Below are 17,147 nucleotides of genomic sequence, written 5' to 3'. Positions count from 1 at the left end.
GCATGACGCAGCGCACCGCCGCCCCCACCGTCGTCCGCGCCGTCGCCACCGGAGCGCTGGCCACCGCCCTGATCGGCCTCGCGCCGTACACCGCGGTCGCCGCACCCGTCCCCGCGCCGCAGGCACCGGCCCGGGCGAGCCTCACCGCGGCCCACGACGCGGCCACCGCCCCCACGACCCTGGAGACCCTGGCCCGCTTCTTCGCCGCCGAGCAGAAGCGCGACGGCGCCCGGGCCGTGGCGCCCGGCACCGTACGGCCGCACATCGAGGGCGCCGCCGTCCCGGTCTACGCCCTCTCCCCGGACTTCGTCCGCGGCACCGCCCACGCCCCCGTCGCCCGCCTGGAGTTCCTCGCCAGCAAGGCCGTCGCCGCCGACGGCCGGACCGCCTCGGTGTGGACCGTGCGGCACGGCGCCACCTGGAAGGTCGTCAACATCGCCAGCGGCGACGACGAGACCCGCTACACCGCGGCCGGCGCCGCCCGGGACGCGGCCGGCACCGTCTTCCACGAGCCGCAGATCGACGCCTGGTACCTCCAGCGCGGCGACCGCATCGAGCCGCTGGACGCGGACGCCCGGAAGGCCGTCGGCGCCCACGGCACCACCGTCGCCGCCTACCGCAAGCGGGTGGCGAAGGCCTACGGCGACAAGCTCCCCGGCTCCGCGTACGACAAGCGGGGCGAGGCCGGCGGCTACGGCCCGAAGGCCGCGGGCCGGGCCGCGCCCGCCGCGGAACCGGCCGCCGGTCAGCCCGCCCAGGCGTCCGCCGTGCCCGACGGCGACCTCCCGGTGACCGCCGCCACCACCGCGGCCGGCGCCGCCGCGCTGCTCGCCCTGGGCCTGTCCACCGCGACCGCCCTGCGCCGGCGCCGCCACCGCTGACCGGGGCGCCCGACCGCCTGCCCGCCGCCCCCATGGCGGGCAGGCACCCCGGCCGCGGTCCGGACACCGTGATTGTCGGTGGCGGTCAGTAGGGTGGGGTTCATGGCAGACCCCAGCAGCTACCGACCCAAGCCGGGACAGATCCCCGACTCGCCGGGGGTCTACAAATTCCGCGACGAGCACGGCAGGGTCATCTACGTCGGCAAGGCCAAGAGCCTGCGCCAGCGCCTGGCCAACTACTTCCAGGACCTGGCCGGCCTCCACCCGCGCACCCGCACGATGGTCACCACCGCCGCCTCGGTGGAATGGACCGTCGTCTCCACCGAGGTCGAGGCGCTCCAGCTCGAATACAGCTGGATCAAGGAGTTCGACCCCCGCTTCAACGTCAAATACCGCGACGACAAGAGCTATCCGTACCTCGCGGTGACCCTCAACGAGGACTTCCCCCGCGCCCAGGTCATGCGCGGCGCCAAGAAGAAGGGCGTGCGCTACTTCGGCCCGTACGCCCACGCCTGGGCCATCCGCGAGACCGTCGACCTGATGCTGCGGGTCTTCCCCGTCCGCACCTGCTCCGCAGGCGTCTTCAAGCGCTCCGCCCAGATCGGCCGCCCCTGCCTGCTCGGCTACATCGGCAAGTGCTCCGCCCCCTGCGTCGGCCGGATCTCCGAAGCCGACCACCGCGAACTCGCCGAGGAATTCTGCGACTTCATGGCCGGCCGCACCGGCGCCTACATCCGCCGCCTGGAACGGCAGATGCAGGACGCCGCCGAGGAGATGGAGTACGAACGCGCCGCCCGGCTCCGCGACGACATAGGCGCCCTCAAGCGGGCCATGGAGAAGAGCGCCGTCGTCCTCGCCGACGCCACCGACGCCGACCTGATCGCCGTCGCCGAGGACGAACTCGAAGCCGCCGTCCAGATCTTCCACGTCCGCGGCGGCCGGGTCCGCGGCCAGCGCGGCTGGGTCACCGACAAGGTCGAGGCGGTCACCACCGGCGACCTCGTCGAACACGCCCTCCAGCAGCTCTACGGCGACGAACAGGGCGACGCCGTGCCCAAGGAAGTGCTGGTCCCCGCCCTGCCCGACCCCGTCGAACCGGTCGCCCAGTGGCTCACCCAGCGCCGCGGCTCCCAGGTCTCCCTGCGCATCCCGCAGCGCGGCGACAAGAAGGACCTGATGGCCACGGTCGGCCGCAACGCCCAGCAGGCCCTCGCCCTGCACAAGACCAAGCGCGCCTCCGACCTGACCACCCGCTCGCGCGCCCTGGAGGAGATCGCCGAGGCCCTCGGCCTGGACTCGGTCCCGCTGCGCATCGAGTGCTTCGACATCTCCCACCTCCAGGGCGAGGACGTGGTCGCCTCCATGGTGGTCTTCGAGGACGGCCTGGCCCGTAAGAGCGAATACCGCCGCTTCCAGATCAGAGGGTTCGCCGGGCAGGACGACGTCCGGTCCATGCACGAGGTCATCGGCCGCCGCTTCCGCCGCTACCTCCAGGAGAAGCAGAAGTCGGGGGAGTGGACCGAGGAACCCGGGCAGCCGGACGGCGAAGCCCCCGAAGCCTCCGAAGCCTCCGAAGCTCCCGAGGTCACCGCCGGGGACATTGCCGAGGACACCGCCCCCGCCACCGACGGCCCGCTCGACGACGACGGCCGCCCCAAGCGGTTCGCCTACCCACCCCAGCTCGTCGTCGTCGACGGCGGCGCCCCGCAGGTCGCGGCCGCCCGCCGGGCCATGGACGAGCTCGGCATCGACGACGTCGCCGTCTGCGGCCTGGCCAAGCGCCTGGAGGAGGTCTGGCTGCCCGGCGAGGACGACCCGGTCGTCCTGCCGCGCAGCAGCGAGGGCCTCTACCTCCTCCAGCGCGTCCGCGACGAGGCACACCGCTTCGCGATCACCTACCAGCGCAGCAAGCGGACCAAGCGGCTGAAGGCCTCACCGCTCGACGCCGTGCCCGGCCTCGGCGACACCCGCCGGCACGCACTGCTCAAGCACTTCGGCTCGTTGAAGAAGCTGCGGGCCGCGACGATCGACGAGATCTGCGCGGTCCCGGGGGTCGGCCGCAAGACCGCCGAGACGGTCGCCGCGGCGCTGGCCGGAGCGGCACCGACCGCTCCCGCGGTGAACACCGCCACAGGAGAGATCATTGAGGATGACGGGGCCCCACCGGCCGCGTTGTCGGCAGAACGGGGGCAGGAACCATGAGCACAGAGCACGAGACGCAGGAAACCGAGAGAGACGGTGCACAGGTGAGTACGGGCACGATGCGCGAGTCCGACCAGGGCGAGAGCGCCGCGATCCCCGAGCTGGTGATCATCTCCGGGATGTCCGGGGCCGGCCGCAGCACCGCCGCCAAGTGCCTGGAGGACCTCGGCTGGTTCGTCGTCGACAACATCCCGCCCGAGCTGATCCCCCCGATGGTCGAGCTCGGCGCCCGCTCCCAGGGCAACGTCGCCCGCATCGCCGTCGTCGTCGACGTCCGCGGCCGCCGCTTCTTCGCCAACCTCAAGGAGTCCCTGGCCACCCTCGACGCGCAGAACGTCAAGCGCCGCATCGTCTTCCTGGAATCCTCCGACGAGGCCCTGGTGCGCCGCTTCGAGTCCGTGCGCCGCCCGCACCCCCTCCAGGGCGACGGCCGCATCGTCGACGGCATCGCCGCCGAACGCGACCTGCTGCGCGAGCTGCGCGGCGACGCCGACCTGGTCATCGACACCTCCAGCCTCAACGTCCACGAGCTACGCGCCAAGATGGACGCCCAGTTCGCCGGCGAAGAGGTCCCCGAGCTCCGCGCCACCGTCATGTCCTTCGGCTTCAAGTACGGCCTGCCCGTCGACGCCGACATGGTCATCGACTGCCGCTTCATCCCCAACCCGCACTGGGTCCCCGAGCTGCGCCCCTTCACCGGCCTCAACGACGAGGTCTCCCACTACGTCTTCAGCCAGCCCGGCTCCAAGGAGTTCCTGGACGGCTACGCCGAGCTGCTGCGGATCGTCGCCGAGGGCTACCGCCGCGAGGGCAAGCGCTATGTGACCATCGCCGTGGGCTGCACCGGCGGCAAGCACCGCAGCGTCGCGATGTCCGAGAAGCTCGCCCGGAGGCTGGTCTCCGAGGGAGTGGAAACCGTCGTCGTCCACCGCGACATGGGGCGCGAGTGACCGGCCGCACCCCACGGCTGCGCCGGGTCCGCCGATTCGTCCCCAGCGGCCGTGCGACGAAGGGCGCCACCCCCAAGGTGGTGGCGCTCGGCGGCGGCATGGGCCTGTCCGCCTCCCTCGCCGCGCTGCGCCGCATCACCGGTGACCTCACGGCCGTCGTCACGGTCGCCGACGACGGCGGCTCCAGCGGCCGGCTCCGCGACGAGCTCGGCGTGCTGCCGCCCGGCGACCTGCGCAAGGCGCTGGCCGCGCTGTGCGGCGACGACGACTGGGGCCAGACCTGGGCCCGGGTGATCCAGCACCGCTTCCAGAGCGAGGGCGAGCTGCACGACCACGCCGTCGGCAACCTCCTCATCGTCGCCCTGTGGGAGCAGCTCGGTGACCACGTCCAGGCGCTCGACCTGGTCGGCAAGCTGCTCGGCGCACACGGCCGGGTCCTGCCCATGTCGGCCGTCCCCCTGGAGCTCCAGGCCCAGGTCAGGGGCCACGACCCGGACCACCCCGACGACCTCTCCACGGTCCGCGGCCAGGCCACCGTCGCCCTCACCCGCGGCGAGGTGCAGTCCGTCCACGTCGTCCCCGAGGATCCGCCGGCCGTCCCCGAGGCGGTCGCCGCGGTGCGTGACGCCGACTGGGTGGTTCTCGGCCCCGGATCCTGGTTCTCCTCCGTGATCCCCCATCTGCTGGTGCCGGAGCTGCGCCAGGCCCTGGAGGAGACCAAGGCCCGCAAGGTGCTCTCCCTCAACCTCGCACCGCAGCCGGGCGAAACCGATGGCTTCTCCCCGCAGCGTCATTTGGAGGTTTTGGCCCGACACGCCCCTAAACTCGCCTTCGACGTGGTGCTGGCCGACAAGGCCGCCGTGCCCGACATCGATGGTCTGACGGTTGCCGCCAAGCAGCTCGTCGGCAGCGAGGTCGAGCTGGCGGCGGTTGCGGCGCAAGGAGACGACGCCCGGTCGACCGCCGGGGGAGCCCCCGACCGGCACGACCCGGAGCTGCTGGCCGCCGCGTACGACCGTATTTTTCGGATGCATGGAAGGATCGGCCCATGGCGATGACGGCTGCGGTGAAGGATGAGATCTCCCGGCTCCCCGTCACCCGGACCTGCTGCCGGAAGTCGGAGGTCTCGTCGATCCTGCGGTTCGCGGGAGGTCTGCACCTGGTCAGCGGACGCATTGTGATCGAGGCAGAGCTGGACACGGGCATCGCCGCCCGCCGGCTCCGCAAGGACATCCTGGAGATCTTCGGGCACAGCTCCGACCTGGTGGTGATGGCCCCCGGCGGACTGCGGCGCGGCAGCCGCTACGTCGTACGCGTGGTGGCCGGCGGCGACCAGCTGGCCCGCCAGACCGGCCTGGTCGACGGCCGCGGCCGCCCCATCCGCGGGCTGCCCCCGCAGGTCGTCTCCGGCGCCACCTGCGACGCCGAGGCCGCCTGGCGCGGCGCCTTCCTCGCCCACGGCTCGCTCACCGAACCCGGCCGCTCCTCCTCCCTGGAGGTCACCTGCCCCGGCCCCGAGGCGGCGCTCGCCCTGGTCGGCGCGGCCCGCCGCCTCGGCATCGGCGCCAAGGCCCGCGAGGTCCGCGGCGTGGACCGCGTCGTCGTCCGTGACGGTGACGCGATCGGCGCGCTGCTGACCCGGCTCGGTGCCCACGAGTCGGTGCTCGCCTGGGAGGAGCGGCGGATGCGCCGCGAGGTCAGGGCCACCGCCAACCGCCTCGCCAACTTCGACGACGCCAACCTCCGCCGCTCGGCGCGGGCCGCGGTCGCCGCCGGCGCCCGGGTGCAGCGCGCACTGGAGATCCTCGGCGAGGAGGTCCCCGAGCACCTCGCCGCGGCCGGCCGGCTGCGCATGGAACACAAGCAGGCGTCCCTGGAGGAGCTCGGCGCCCTCGCCGACCCGCCGCTCACCAAGGACGCGGTCGCCGGCCGGATCCGCCGCCTGCTGGCGATGGCCGACAAGCGGGCCCAGGACCTCGGCATCCCCGGCACCGAATCCAACCTCACCGAGGAACTCGCCGAGGGCATGGTCGGCTGACCCGACCCTCCCCACCCTCCCCACCTTCCTCATCCGTCACATCCGCCCCCGGTGCCACGAGCGCACCGGGGGCGGTCGCGCATGTGCGGCCTCCGACGAAAAACGCTCATCTGAGAAGCATCGAGCGCGTTTTGTCAATGTCACGTACGTCTCGTATAGGGGGTAGGGTCGGAGGCGGTCGGGGACAGCCCATACAGCTCGCCGGTGTCTTGCCGGCGTACCAACGAGGAGATCGGTTCGTGACGATCCGCGTAGGCATCAACGGATTCGGCCGCATTGGTCGCAACTACTTCCGCGCGCTCCTGGAGCAGGGTGCGGACATCGAGATCGTCGGTGTCAACGACCTGACCGACAACGCCACCCTGGTCCACCTGCTCAAGTACGACACCATCCTGGGTCGCCTCAAGCAGGACGTCAGCCACACCGACGACACCATCACGGTCGGCAACCAGACCTTCAAGACGATGGCGGAGCGCGACCCGGCGAACCTCCCCTGGGCCGAGCTCGGCGCCGACATCGTCGTCGAGTCGACCGGCATCTTCACCAAGCGCGAGGACGCCGCGAAGCACCTCGCCGCCGGCGCCAAGAAGGTCCTGATCTCCGCGCCCGCCAAGGACGAGGACATCACGATCGTGATGGGCGTCAACAACGACAAGTACGACGCGGCCAACCACCACGTCATCTCCAACGCCTCGTGCACCACCAACTGTGTGGCGCCGATGGCGAAGGTCCTCGACGAGAACTTCGGCATCGTCAAAGGCCTGATGACCACGGTCCACGCGTACACCAACGACCAGCGCATCCTGGACTTCCCGCACAAGGACCTGCGCCGCGCCCGTGCCGCCGCGGAGAACATCATCCCGACCTCCACGGGTGCCGCCAAGGCCACCGCGCTGGTCCTCCCGCAGCTCAAGGGCAAGCTGGACGGCATCGCCATGCGCGTCCCGGTCCCCACCGGCTCGGTCACCGACCTCGTCCTGGAGCTCGACCGCGAGGTCAGCAAGGACGAGATCAACTCCGCGTTCCAGAAGGCCGCCGAGGGCCAGCTCAAGGGCATCCTGGAGTACACCGAGGACCCGATCGTCTCCTCGGACATCGTCAACTTCCCGGCCTCCTGCACCTTCGACTCCTCCCTGACGATGGCGCAGGGCAAGCAGGTCAAGGTCGTCGGCTGGTACGACAACGAGTGGGGCTACTCCAACCGCCTGGTGGACCTGACCACCTTCGTCGGCGGCCAGCTCTGATATCTCTGCCTGATACCCCAGGCACCGAGGTGTGAAGGACGGGGCTCGTACGGCGCGACGAAGCGTCGTACGAGCCCCGTGCTGCGACCGAATCAAGCGACGGAGCACTTCCCATGAAGACGATCGACGACCTCCAGGTAGCGGGACAGCGGGTCTTTGTCCGCGCCGACCTGAATGTCCCGCTGGACGGCACCACCATCACCGACGACGGCCGGATCCGCGCCGTCGCCCCGACGATCGCCAAGCTCGCCGAGCGCGGCGCCAAGGTGATCGTCGCCTCCCACCTGGGCCGCCCCAAGGGCGCCCCGGACCCGGCCTTCTCCCTGGGCCCCGCCGCCCAGCGGCTCGGTGAACTCCTCGGCCGGAGCGTGGCGTTCGCGACCGACACCGTCGGCGAATCCGCCGCCGCCGTCACCGCGGGCCTCGCCGACGGCCAGGTGGCCGTGCTGGAGAACCTCCGCTTCAACCCCGGCGAGACCAGCAAGGACGACGCCGAGCGCGGCGCCTTCGCCGACCAGCTCGCCGCCCTCGCCGACCTCTACGTCGGCGACGGCTTCGGCGCCGTGCACCGCAAGCACGCCTCCGTCTACGACCTGCCGCAGCGCCTGCCGCACGCCGCCGGCGACCTCATCGCCACCGAGGTCGGCGTCCTGAAGAAGCTCACCCAGGACGTCAAGCGCCCCTACGTCGTCGTGCTCGGCGGCGCCAAGGTCTCCGACAAGCTCGCCGTCATCGACGAGCTCCTCGGCAAGGCCGACCGCCTCCTGATCGGCGGCGGCATGGCGTACACCTTCCTCAAGGCCAAGGGCTACGAGGTCGGCATCTCCCTCCTCCAGGAGGACCAGATCCCGGCCGTCACGGAATACATGGAGCGCGCCGAGAAGAACGGCGTCGAGCTGGTCCTGCCGGTCGACGTGCTCGCCTCCACCGACTTCCCGGACCTGAAGACGAAGGCCCCCGCCGACTTCGACACCCTCGACGCCGACAAGATCCCCTCCGACAAGGAGGGCCTGGACATCGGCCCGAAGACCCGCGAGCTGTACGCTTCCAAGCTGGCCGACGCCGCGACCGTCTTCTGGAACGGTCCGCTCGGTGTCTTCGAGCACCCGGACTACGCCGGTGGCACCCGTGCCATCGCCCAGTCGCTCGTCGACAGCGATGCCTTCACCGTGGTCGGCGGTGGCGACAGCGCCGCCGCGGTCCGCCTGCTGGGCTTCGACGAGAAGGCATTCGGCCACATCTCGACCGGTGGCGGCGCCAGCCTCGAATACCTCGAAGGCAAGACGCTCCCCGGCCTCGCCGCTCTGGAGGACTGAAAAACCGTGAGTGACCGCACCCCGCTGATGGCGGGCAACTGGAAGATGAACCTCAACCACCTCGAGGCCATCGCCCACGTCCAGAAGCTCGCCTTCGCCCTCACCGACAAGGACTTCGACGCCGTAGAGGTCGCCGTCCTGCCGCCCTTCACCGACCTCCGCTCGGTGCAGACGCTGGTCGACGGCGACAAGCTCAAGATCAAGTACGGCGCGCAGGACCTCTCCGCGCACGACTCCGGCGCGTACACCGGTGAGATCTCCGGCGCGATGCTCGCCAAGCTCAAGTGCGCGTACGTGGCCGTCGGCCACAGCGAGCGCCGCCAGTACCACGGCGAGAACGAAGAGATCTGCAACGCCAAGGTCAAGGCCGCCTTCAAGCACGGGATCACGCCGATCCTCTGCGTCGGCGAGGGCCTGGACGTCCGCAAGGCCGGCAATCACGTCGCCCACACCCTCGCCCAGGTCGACGGCGGCCTCGCGGACATCCCGGCCGAACAGGCCGAGACGATCGTGATCGCCTACGAGCCGGTGTGGGCCATCGGCACCGGCGAGGTCGCGACCCCCGAGGACGCCCAGGAGGTCTGCGCGGCGATCCGCGGCCGCCTGGCCGAGCTCTACAGCCAGGAGCTGGCCGACAAGGTCCGCATCCAGTACGGCGGCTCGGTCAAGTCCGGCAACGTCGCCGCGATCATGGCGCAGCCGGACGTCGACGGTGCCCTGGTCGGCGGCGCGGCACTGGACGCCGACGAATTCGTCAAGATCGTCCGCTTCCGCGACCAGTAGCAGCCGCGCAACACCAGCAGCTATGACGAGGGCGAGCCCTCGTCGTACCCTGTCGGGGCCGGGACCGGTGCACCAGCGCCGCCCCGGCCCCGCACCATATGTTCCACGTATCGTGATCCCTACGTCCGTCCGTCAGTCCTAGAGAGTTGGTCCAGCCGTGGTCATCGGATTCTCGATCGCCCTCATCGTCTTCAGCCTGCTGCTGATGATGCTGGTGCTCATGCACAAGGGGAAGGGCGGCGGTCTGTCCGACATGTTCGGCGGCGGCATGCAGTCCTCGGTCGGTGGCTCCTCGGTCGCCGAGCGCAACCTGGACCGCATCACCATCGTGATCGGTCTGCTGTGGTTCGCCTGCATTGTCGTCCTCGGCGTCCTCATGAAGCTCGGCAGCTGACATACCGTCGGGGGCGCGGCCTATCATGAGGGCGGCGTCCCGGGACGGTAACTCCGCTCACTGGACGCGCGTTGGGCCTTACGTAGACTGTGGCGTTCCGCAGCGCAGCTGATGTGAAGGCTTTGCAGCACCATTACGCAGGGAGTAACGACCGTGGCAAGTGGCAACGCGATCCGAGGAAGTCGGGTCGGGGCGGGGCCGATGGGGGAGGCCGAGCGCGGCGAGTCCGCGCCGCGCATCCGCATCTCCTTCTGGTGCTCCAACGGGCACGAGACGCAGCCCAGCTTCGCCGGCGATGCGCAGGTTCCGGACACTTGGGACTGCCCGCGCTGTGGTTTCCCGGCCGGCAAGGACCGGGACAGCCCGCCGGACCCGCCGCGCACCGAGCCCTACAAGACCCACCTCGCCTACGTCCGTGAGCGCCGCAGTGACGCCGACGGCGAGGCGATCCTCGCGGAGGCGCTCGCCAAGCTCCGCGGCGAGATCTGACGGAACAGACATACGGCCGGCCCGGCCGGAGGGAATGCCCTCCGGCCGGGCCGGCCGCGTGTGCGGGGCCCGCCGCCGTCTGAGGCAGCGGATGGGGAAGTTGCCCGAGGCCCGTTGTCAGTGGTCGGCCGTACTGTTTCCTTGTGCGGACGTTCCGTAGTCGTGCAACTGCGGAGCGTGCCGCGGGGATGGTCCGTGTCCGCGTACGCGCGGCCACGGGGGACAACGGGCAACAGCACGGGGGGCGACATGACGCATACGGACAGGGCGCCGCGGACGGCGGACCGGGCGACGGGCGCGGCCGGCCCGCTCACCTGGCGCGGGGGCTTCGGCCGGCTGTGGACCGCGGCCGCCGTCTCCCGCTTCGGCGACGCCCTGCGCGGCACGGCCCTGCCGCTGCTGGCGTACTCCCTCACCGACTCCCCGCTGCTGATCTCCCTGGTCACCGTCTGCGGCTTCCTGCCCTGGCTGCTCTTCGGGCTGCCCGGCGGCGCGGTCGCGGACCGCATGGACCAGCGCCGGGCCATGTGGACGGTCGACGTGGCCCGCGGACTGCTGATGGCCGGCTTCGCGCTGGCCGTGGCATCCGGCCGGGCGGGTATCGGACTGCTGCTCGCGCTGGCCTTCGCGCTCACCACCCTCCAGACGCTGTTCGACAACGCCGCCACGGCCCTGCTGCCCGCGCTCGTGCCCCAGGAGTCACTGACCACCGCCAACGCCCGCCTGCTGACCGGCCAGGAGGTCGCCCACCGGTTCCTCGGCGGCCCGCTCGCCCCGGCGCTCATCGCGCTCGGCGCCGCGCTCCCCTTCCTGACCGACGCCCTGACGTACCTCCTCGCGGCCGGCCTCGTCGCCTCCCTGCGCACCCCGCCACCGGCCCGCCCGCCGGCCGCCACCGGACACACCCTGCGCTGCGACCTCACCGAGGGCATACGGGAGTTGTGGCGCGACCGGGTCCTGCGGGCGTTCTGCCTGTCGGTGGCGCTGGCCAACACCGGCATGGGGGCGCTCATCGCCACCCTGGTGGTGGTCGTCAAGGACGGTCTGGGCGCCGGGAACACCGGCTACGCCGTCATCACGACCGGATACGGCATCGGAACGGTGCTGGGTGGCCTCTGCGCGGCCCGCATCATCGCCGTGGCCGGCAGTCCGTTCCGTGCCGCGCTCCTCACCGGAGTGCTGCAGACCCTGCTCCTGGTGGGGTTCGGCACGGTGTCCGCGACCGGCGCCGCGGCGGTGCTCCTGGGCCTGTTCGGCTTCGCCGGCACGGTGGCCACCGTCCTTGAGGCCACTGTCGTCCAACAGCGCGCCCCGGCCGCCCTCCTCGGCCGCATCAGTGCCGCGTTCCGGACGATGTCCATCGGCACCGCACCCCTCGGCGGACTGCTCGGCGGCGCAGCCGCCACGGCGTACGGCTCCCGCAGTCCCGCCCTCCTCGCCGCCGGCCTGCTGGGCCTCGCCGCCCTGGCTCTCCTCCCCGCCCGTCCACCGGTTCGTCAGATGCCGGACAGCGCACCGACCGACAGCGGACAGATACCTTCCCCCACTCTCGGCTTCGCTCGAGTGGGAGGTGCCCCCACCGCGCGCTGATCAATTAGGTTGGGAGACGGCGGGGCCGGTACGAGATGAAGAAGGCTGATGTCCGAGATGAACCCACAAGGCCGCAGCAGGCTCGACCAGATGCCTGAGTGGACCGCGCTGAGCAAGCACCGCGAACAGCTGGGGGAGGTGCACCTCCGCGAACTGTTCGAGCGCGACCCCGCGCGCGCCGACCGCTACACCCTCCAGGTCGGCGACCTGTACCTGGACTACTCCAAGCACCTGGTCACCGACGAAACGCTGCGGCTGCTCGGCGACCTGGCCGCGGCGACCGGCGTGGCCGAACTGCGCGACGCGATGCTCCGCGGCGACAAGATCAACGTCACCGAGCAGCGGTCCGTGCTCCACACCGCGCTGCGCGCACCCGGCTCCGCGGTCATCAAGAGCGACGGCACCGACGTCGTCCCCGCCGTCCAGCACGTCCTGACGAAGATGGGCACCTTCTCCGACCGGGTCCGCTCCGGCGACTGGAAGGGCCACACCGGCAAGCGCATCAAGACCGTCGTCAACATCGGCATCGGCGGCTCGGATCTCGGCCCCGCCATGGCCTACGAGGCGCTGCGCGCCTACACCCACCGGGACATGCAGTTCCGCTTCGTCTCCAACGTGGACGGCGCGGACCTGCACGAGGCCGTCCGCGACCTCGACCCGGCCGAGACGCTTTTCATCATCGCCTCGAAGACCTTCACCACCATCGAGACGATCACCAACGCCACCTCGGCCCGCAACTGGCTGCTGACCGGCCTCCGGGCCGACGAGTCAGCCGTCGCCAAGCACTTCGTCGCCCTCTCCACGAATACCGAGAAGGTGACCGAGTTCGGGATCAACCCGGACAACATGTTCGAGTTCTGGGACTGGGTCGGCGGCCGCTACTCCTACGATTCCGCGATCGGCCTCTCGCTGATGATCGCCATCGGCAAGGAACACTTCCGCGAGATGCTGGCCGGCTTCCACCTCGTCGACGAGCACTTCCGCTGTGCCCCGCCGCAGGAGAACGCCGCGTTCCTGCTGGGTCTCCTCGGCATCTGGTACGGCAACTTCTGGGACGCCCAGTCGCACGCGGTACTGCCGTACAGCCACTACCTCTCCAAGTTCACCGCCTACCTCCAGCAGCTGGACATGGAGTCCAACGGCAAGTCCGTGGACCGCGAGGGCCACCGGGTCAACTGGCAGACCGGACCGGTCGTCTGGGGCACGCCCGGCACGAACGGCCAGCACGCCTACTACCAGCTGCTCCACCAGGGCACGAAGATGATCCCGGCCGACCTCATCGGCTTCGCCGAACCTGTCGCCGACCTGCAGCCCGGCCTGGTGGCCCAGCACGACCTGCTGATGGCCAATCTCTTCGCCCAGGGCCAGGCGCTGGCCTTCGGCAAGACGCCCGACGAGGTGCGCGCCGAGGGCGTGGCCGAGGAACTGGTCACGCACAAGACCTTCCAGGGCAACCGCCCCACCACCACGATCCTCGCCAAGGAACTCAGCCCGTCCGTACTCGGCCAGTTGATCGCGCTGTACGAGCACAAGGTCTTCGTCCAGGGCGCGGTCTGGAACATCGACTCCTTCGACCAGTGGGGCGTCGAACTCGGCAAGGTCCTCGCCAAGCGCGTCGAGCCGGCCCTCACCGAAGGCGCCGACGTACCCGGCCTCGACCCCTCGACCACCGCCCTGGTCGCCAAGTACCGCGCCCTCCGCGGCCGCTGACCCCCCGGCACCCCACCACCCCGGCCGAAGCCGGAACCGAGGGGCCGCGACGACACACTCGTCGCGGCCCCTCGCGGCTGCGCACGCCGGTGCCTTCCGCAGACACGCCACGGGCCCCGCCCTCAAGGAGGACGGGGCCCGCAGGGCGCCATGGAACGGCCGGCCGCGAAGGCCGCCGGCTCAGGCCGACGCCGGGGGGTAGAGGCCGCGCGGCAGTTGGGCCGCGGCGGGCTCGTCGAGGAGCCAGAGCGTGCGGCTGCGGCCGCGTGCGCCGGCCGCCGGGGCCTGGACCTCGCCCGCGCCGGAGAGCGCGATGGCCGCCGCGTTGGCCTTGTCCTCGCCGGCCGCCAGCAGCCAGACCTGCCGTGCCGCGCGGATCGCGGGCAGGGTCAGTGAGATCCGGGTGGGCGGCGGCTTGGGCGCGCCGTGCACCCCGACCACCGTGCGCTCGGTCTCCCGTACGCCGGGGAGCTCGGGGAAGAGCGACGCGACGTGGGTGTCCGGGCCGACGCCGAGCAGCAGGACGTCGAAGGACGGGACCGGGCCGTGGTCCTCCGGGCCTGCTGCGGCGGCGAGTTCGGCGGCGTACGCCTCGGCGGCGGCGTCGGGGTCGTTGCCGTACGGGCCGTCCGAGGCGGGCATCGGGTGCACCCGGGCCGGGTCGAGCGGGACGCTGTCGAGCAGCGCCGCGCGGGCCTGGGTGTCGTTGCGCTCCGGGTCGCCCGCGGGCAGGAAGCGCTCGTCGCCCCACCACAGGTCGAGCCGGGACCAGTCCACGGCGTCCCGGGCGGGCGCCTCGGCGAGGGCCGCGAGCAGCCCGTTGCCGTTGCGCCCGCCGGTCAGCACGATGGCGGCGGAGCCGCGGGCGGCCTGGGCGTCCACGATCTTCGTGATCAGCCGGGCCGCCGCCGCCTTCGCCATCAGCTCCTTGTCGCGGTGGACGACGACTTCGGGAGCACTCACTTGGTGGCCGCCTTCTTGGCGGGCGCCTTCTTCCCCGCGGACGCGGCCTTGGCCGGGTTGCCGTCGGCGGACGCCGACGACTCGCCCTCGGCCGTGGTGCCCTTGGCGTTCGCCGGGGCCCCGTCGCCGCTGCCGTCGCCGAGGCGTTCCACGCCGAACTTCAGGGCGGCGGCGTAGATGTCGTCCGGGTCGAGCCGGCGGAGCTCCTCGGCGAGCAGTTCCGCGGTCTCCCGGCGCTTGAGCGCCACCGAGCGGTCGGGCTGGCCGGGCATGGAGAGCGTGGCCAGCGAGGCCTCGGGGCGGTCGAGCACGATGGGGCCGCCGCTGGACTGCATGCGTACCGCCGTGAGGCCCGGGCCGCCGGAGACCTTGCGGGAGACCGGGACGTTCAGCCGGCTGGCGAGCCACATGGCGAGCAGCTCGCAGCTGGGGTTGAACTCCTCGCCCTCGACCTCGGCGGAGGTGACCGTGCACGGGCCCTGGTCGAGCGCCGCCGCCAGCATGGAGCGCCAGGGCGTGATCCGGGTCCAGGCCAGGTCGGTGTCGCCCGGCGTGTACGTTTCCGCGCGCGCGGAGAGCTCCTGCACCGGGCGCTCACAGGCGTAGGCGTCGGTCACCCGGCGCTGGGCGAGCGCGCCCAGCGGATCCTTGGCCGGGTCCAGCGGGGCGTTGACCGCCCACCACACCACTACCGGGGCGTCCGGCAGCAGCAGCGGCAGCACCACGGACTGGGCATGGTCGATGGCCTCGCCGTAGAGCCGCAGGACGACCGTCTCGCCGGTGCCGGCCTCGGTGCCGACCCGCACTTCCGCGTCCAGGCGGGCCTTGGCGCGGTCGCGGGGCGACCGGCTGACCCGCTTGATGACTACGAGGGTGCGCGAGGGGTGCTCCCGGGACGCCTCGTTGGCGGCCTTGAGGGCGTCGTAGGCGTTCTCCTCGTCGGTGACGATGACGAGCGTGAGCACCATGCCGATGGCGGGGGTGCCGACGGCGCGACGGCCCTCCACCAGCGCCTTGTTGATCTTGCTGGCCGTGGTTTCCGTCAGATCGATCTTCATGGCCGACGCCAGCTCCGTCCGTCTCGTGCGAGCATTTCGTCCGCCTCGGCCGGGCCCCAGGTGCCCGCCGGGTACTGCGCGGGCTTGCCGTGCCGGTCCCAGTACTCCTCGATCGGGTCGAGGATGCGCCAGGACTGCTCGACCTCCTCCAGTCGCGGGAAGAGGTTGGCGTCGCCCAGGAGGACGTCGAGGATCAGGCGCTCGTACGCCTCGGGGCTGGACTCGGTGAAGGACTCGCCGTAGGCGAAGTCCATCGAGACGTCGCGGACCTCCATCGACGTGCCGGGCACCTTGGAGCCGAACCGCACGGTCACGCCCTCGTCCGGCTGGACGCGGATGACCAGGGCGTTCTGGCCGAGTTCCTCGGTGGCGGTGTGGTCGAAGGGGGAGTGCGGGGCGCGCTGGAAGACCACCGCGATCTCGGTGACCCGGCGGCCCAGCCGCTTGCCGGTGCGCAGGTAGAAGGGGACGCCCGCCCAGCGGCGGTTGTCGATCGACAGCTTTATCGCGGCGTAGGTGTCGGTCTTCGACTTCGGGTCGATGCCGTCTTCCTGCAGGTAGCCGACGGCCTTCTCGCCGCCCTGCCAGCCGGCCGCGTACTGCGCGCGCACCGTCTCCTTGCCCAGGTCCTTGGGCAGCCGGACCGCGCCGAGCACCTTGGTCTTCTCCGCGACCAGGGCGTCGGCCTCGAAGGAGGCGGGCTCCTCCATGGCGGTCAGTGCGAGCAGCTGGAGGAGGTGGTTCTGGATGACGTCACGGGCCGCGCCGATGCCGTCGTAGTAGCCGGCCCGGCCGCCGATGCCGATGTCCTCGGCCATCGTGATCTGGACGTGGTCGACGTAGCTGCGGTTCCACAGCGGCTCGAACATCGTGTTGGCGAAGCGCAGCGCCAGGATGTTCTGGACGGTCTCCTTGCCCAGGTAGTGGTCGATCCGGAAGACCTCGTTGGGCGGGAAGACCTCGTGGACGATCCGGTTGAGCTCCTGGGCGCTTTCGAGGTTGTGCCCGAACGGCTTCTCGATGACCGCGCGGCGCCAGGAGTCCTCCTTCTGGTCGGCCAGTCCGTGCTTCTTGAGCTGCTGGACGACCTTGGGGAAGAACTTCGGCGGCACGGACAGGTAGAAGGCGAAGTTGCCGCCGGTGCCCTGGGCCTTGTCGAGCTCGTTGATGGTGTCCTTGAGGGTCTCGAACGCCTCGTCGTCGTCGAAGTTGCCCTGGACGAAGCGGCAGCCCTGCACCAGCTGCTGCCAGACCTCCTCGCGGAACGGCGTACGGGCGTGTTCCTTGACCGCCTGGTACACCTCCTGCGCGAAGTCCTCGTTCTCCCACTCCCTGCGGGCGAATCCGACGAGGGAGAAGCCGGGCGGAAGCAGGCCGCGGTTCGCCAGGTCATAGACGGCGGGCATCAGCTTTTTCCGGGACAAATCGCCCGTGACGCCGAAGATGACCAGGCCCGACGGCCCCGCGATGCGCGGGAGCCGTCGGTCCGCGGCGTCACGAAGCGGGTTCGCTCCATGAACAGCGGTCAA

General features: G+C 71.3%; 15 protein-coding genes. 12 read left to right on the top strand and 3 right to left on the bottom strand.

The annotated features are described in order from the left end of the window. Positions 1–2: 2 nt before the first annotated feature. From ACGF4C_RS05760 to pgi, 12 genes are all read left to right on the top strand, one after another. On the top strand, positions 3–881 hold the full coding sequence (locus tag ACGF4C_RS05760; RefSeq protein ID WP_393563568.1) for a hypothetical protein: 879 nt from the start codon (positions 3–5) through the stop codon (positions 879–881). A gap of 102 nt (positions 882–983) precedes the next feature. Next, positions 984–3,083 carry an excinuclease ABC subunit UvrC gene (gene uvrC, locus ACGF4C_RS05755; RefSeq protein ID WP_393563567.1) on the top strand — a complete coding sequence of 700 codons (2,100 nt, stop codon included), beginning with the start codon at positions 984–986 and terminating at the stop codon, positions 3,081–3,083. After that, positions 3,080–4,033 carry an RNase adapter RapZ gene (gene rapZ, locus ACGF4C_RS05750; protein ID WP_362141394.1) on the top strand — a complete coding sequence of 318 codons (954 nt, stop codon included), beginning with the start codon at positions 3,080–3,082 and terminating at the stop codon, positions 4,031–4,033. Before uvrC ends, rapZ begins: the two co-directional genes overlap by 4 nt. After that, positions 4,030–5,091, top strand: a complete 1,062-nt coding sequence (yvcK, locus tag ACGF4C_RS05745) for a uridine diphosphate-N-acetylglucosamine-binding protein YvcK (protein ID WP_030411881.1) — start codon at positions 4,030–4,032, stop codon at positions 5,089–5,091. The genes rapZ and yvcK overlap by 4 nt, the downstream gene beginning before the upstream one ends. Then, positions 5,082–6,071, top strand: a complete 990-nt coding sequence (gene whiA, locus ACGF4C_RS05740; RefSeq protein ID WP_018091880.1) for a DNA-binding protein WhiA — start codon at positions 5,082–5,084, stop codon at positions 6,069–6,071. Before yvcK ends, whiA begins: the two co-directional genes overlap by 10 nt. A 239-nt stretch (positions 6,072–6,310) precedes the next feature. Next, positions 6,311–7,315 carry a type I glyceraldehyde-3-phosphate dehydrogenase gene (gap, locus tag ACGF4C_RS05735; RefSeq protein ID WP_362141389.1) on the top strand — a complete coding sequence of 335 codons (1,005 nt, stop codon included), beginning with the start codon at positions 6,311–6,313 and terminating at the stop codon, positions 7,313–7,315. 113 nt (positions 7,316–7,428) lie between these two features. After that, positions 7,429–8,631: a phosphoglycerate kinase gene (locus ACGF4C_RS05730; RefSeq protein ID WP_393563563.1), complete on the top strand. Its 1,203-nt coding sequence runs from the start codon at positions 7,429–7,431 to the stop codon at positions 8,629–8,631. Between the two features lie 6 nt (positions 8,632–8,637). Further along, the gene (gene tpiA, locus ACGF4C_RS05725) at positions 8,638–9,414 is read left to right on the top strand and encodes a triose-phosphate isomerase (RefSeq protein ID WP_030411884.1); all 777 of its coding nucleotides are present in this window, start codon (positions 8,638–8,640) and stop codon (positions 9,412–9,414) included. 157 nt (positions 9,415–9,571) lie between these two features. Then, positions 9,572–9,808 carry a preprotein translocase subunit SecG gene (gene secG / locus ACGF4C_RS05720; RefSeq protein ID WP_030411885.1) on the top strand — a complete coding sequence of 79 codons (237 nt, stop codon included), beginning with the start codon at positions 9,572–9,574 and terminating at the stop codon, positions 9,806–9,808. A 153-nt stretch (positions 9,809–9,961) separates the two neighbouring features. Continuing rightward, entirely contained in the window at positions 9,962–10,297 is a 336-nt protein-coding gene (locus ACGF4C_RS05715; RefSeq protein WP_016578660.1) for an RNA polymerase-binding protein RbpA, read from the top strand. Between the two features lie 249 nt (positions 10,298–10,546). Further along, entirely contained in the window at positions 10,547–11,887 is a 1,341-nt protein-coding gene (locus ACGF4C_RS05710) for an MFS transporter (protein ID WP_393563559.1), read from the top strand. A gap of 57 nt (positions 11,888–11,944) precedes the next feature. Beyond that, positions 11,945–13,597 (top strand): glucose-6-phosphate isomerase, encoded by a 1,653-nt coding sequence (gene pgi / locus ACGF4C_RS05705; protein ID WP_393563929.1) that lies wholly within the window; start codon positions 11,945–11,947, stop codon positions 13,595–13,597. 180 nt (positions 13,598–13,777) lie between these two features. On the opposite strand, the gene pgl is transcribed toward pgi, so the two are convergent. Genes pgl through zwf form a run of 3 tightly spaced genes read right to left on the bottom strand, consistent with a single transcriptional unit; the run spans position 13,778 to position 17,147 of the window. Next, positions 13,778–14,560 (bottom strand): 6-phosphogluconolactonase, encoded by a 783-nt coding sequence (gene pgl / locus ACGF4C_RS05700; RefSeq protein WP_393563557.1) that lies wholly within the window; start codon positions 14,558–14,560, stop codon positions 13,778–13,780. Beyond that, on the bottom strand, positions 14,557–15,618 hold the full coding sequence (gene opcA, locus ACGF4C_RS05695; RefSeq protein ID WP_393563556.1) for a glucose-6-phosphate dehydrogenase assembly protein OpcA: 1,062 nt from the start codon (positions 15,616–15,618) through the stop codon (positions 14,557–14,559). The genes pgl and opcA overlap by 4 nt, the downstream gene beginning before the upstream one ends. Next, positions 15,615–17,147: a glucose-6-phosphate dehydrogenase gene (zwf, locus tag ACGF4C_RS05690; protein WP_030411890.1), complete on the bottom strand. Its 1,533-nt coding sequence runs from the start codon at positions 17,145–17,147 to the stop codon at positions 15,615–15,617. Before zwf ends, opcA begins: the two co-directional genes overlap by 4 nt.

This window comes from Streptomyces sp. NPDC048197 (assembly GCF_043202395.1).
Taxonomy (GTDB): domain Bacteria; phylum Actinomycetota; class Actinomycetes; order Streptomycetales; family Streptomycetaceae; genus Streptomyces; species Streptomyces siderophoricus.
Note: the sequence above shows the minus strand (reverse complement) of the source record. Positions and strands in the feature narration are given on the sequence as shown.

Coding starts and splice junctions, on each gene's coding strand:
- ACGF4C_RS05760 (WP_393563568.1), top strand. CDS start 3: ATGACGCAGCGCACCGCCGCCCCCACCGTCGTCCGCGCCGTCGCCACC.
- uvrC (WP_393563567.1), top strand. CDS start 984: ATGGCAGACCCCAGCAGCTACCGACCCAAGCCGGGACAGATCCCCGAC.
- rapZ (WP_362141394.1), top strand. CDS start 3,080: ATGAGCACAGAGCACGAGACGCAGGAAACCGAGAGAGACGGTGCACAG.
- whiA (WP_018091880.1), top strand. CDS start 5,082: ATGGCGATGACGGCTGCGGTGAAGGATGAGATCTCCCGGCTCCCCGTC.
- ACGF4C_RS05730 (WP_393563563.1), top strand. CDS start 7,429: ATGAAGACGATCGACGACCTCCAGGTAGCGGGACAGCGGGTCTTTGTC.
- ACGF4C_RS05710 (WP_393563559.1), top strand. CDS start 10,547: ATGACGCATACGGACAGGGCGCCGCGGACGGCGGACCGGGCGACGGGC.
- pgi (WP_393563929.1), top strand. CDS start 11,945: ATGAACCCACAAGGCCGCAGCAGGCTCGACCAGATGCCTGAGTGGACC.
- opcA (WP_393563556.1), bottom strand. CDS start 15,618: ATGAAGATCGATCTGACGGAAACCACGGCCAGCAAGATCAACAAGGCG.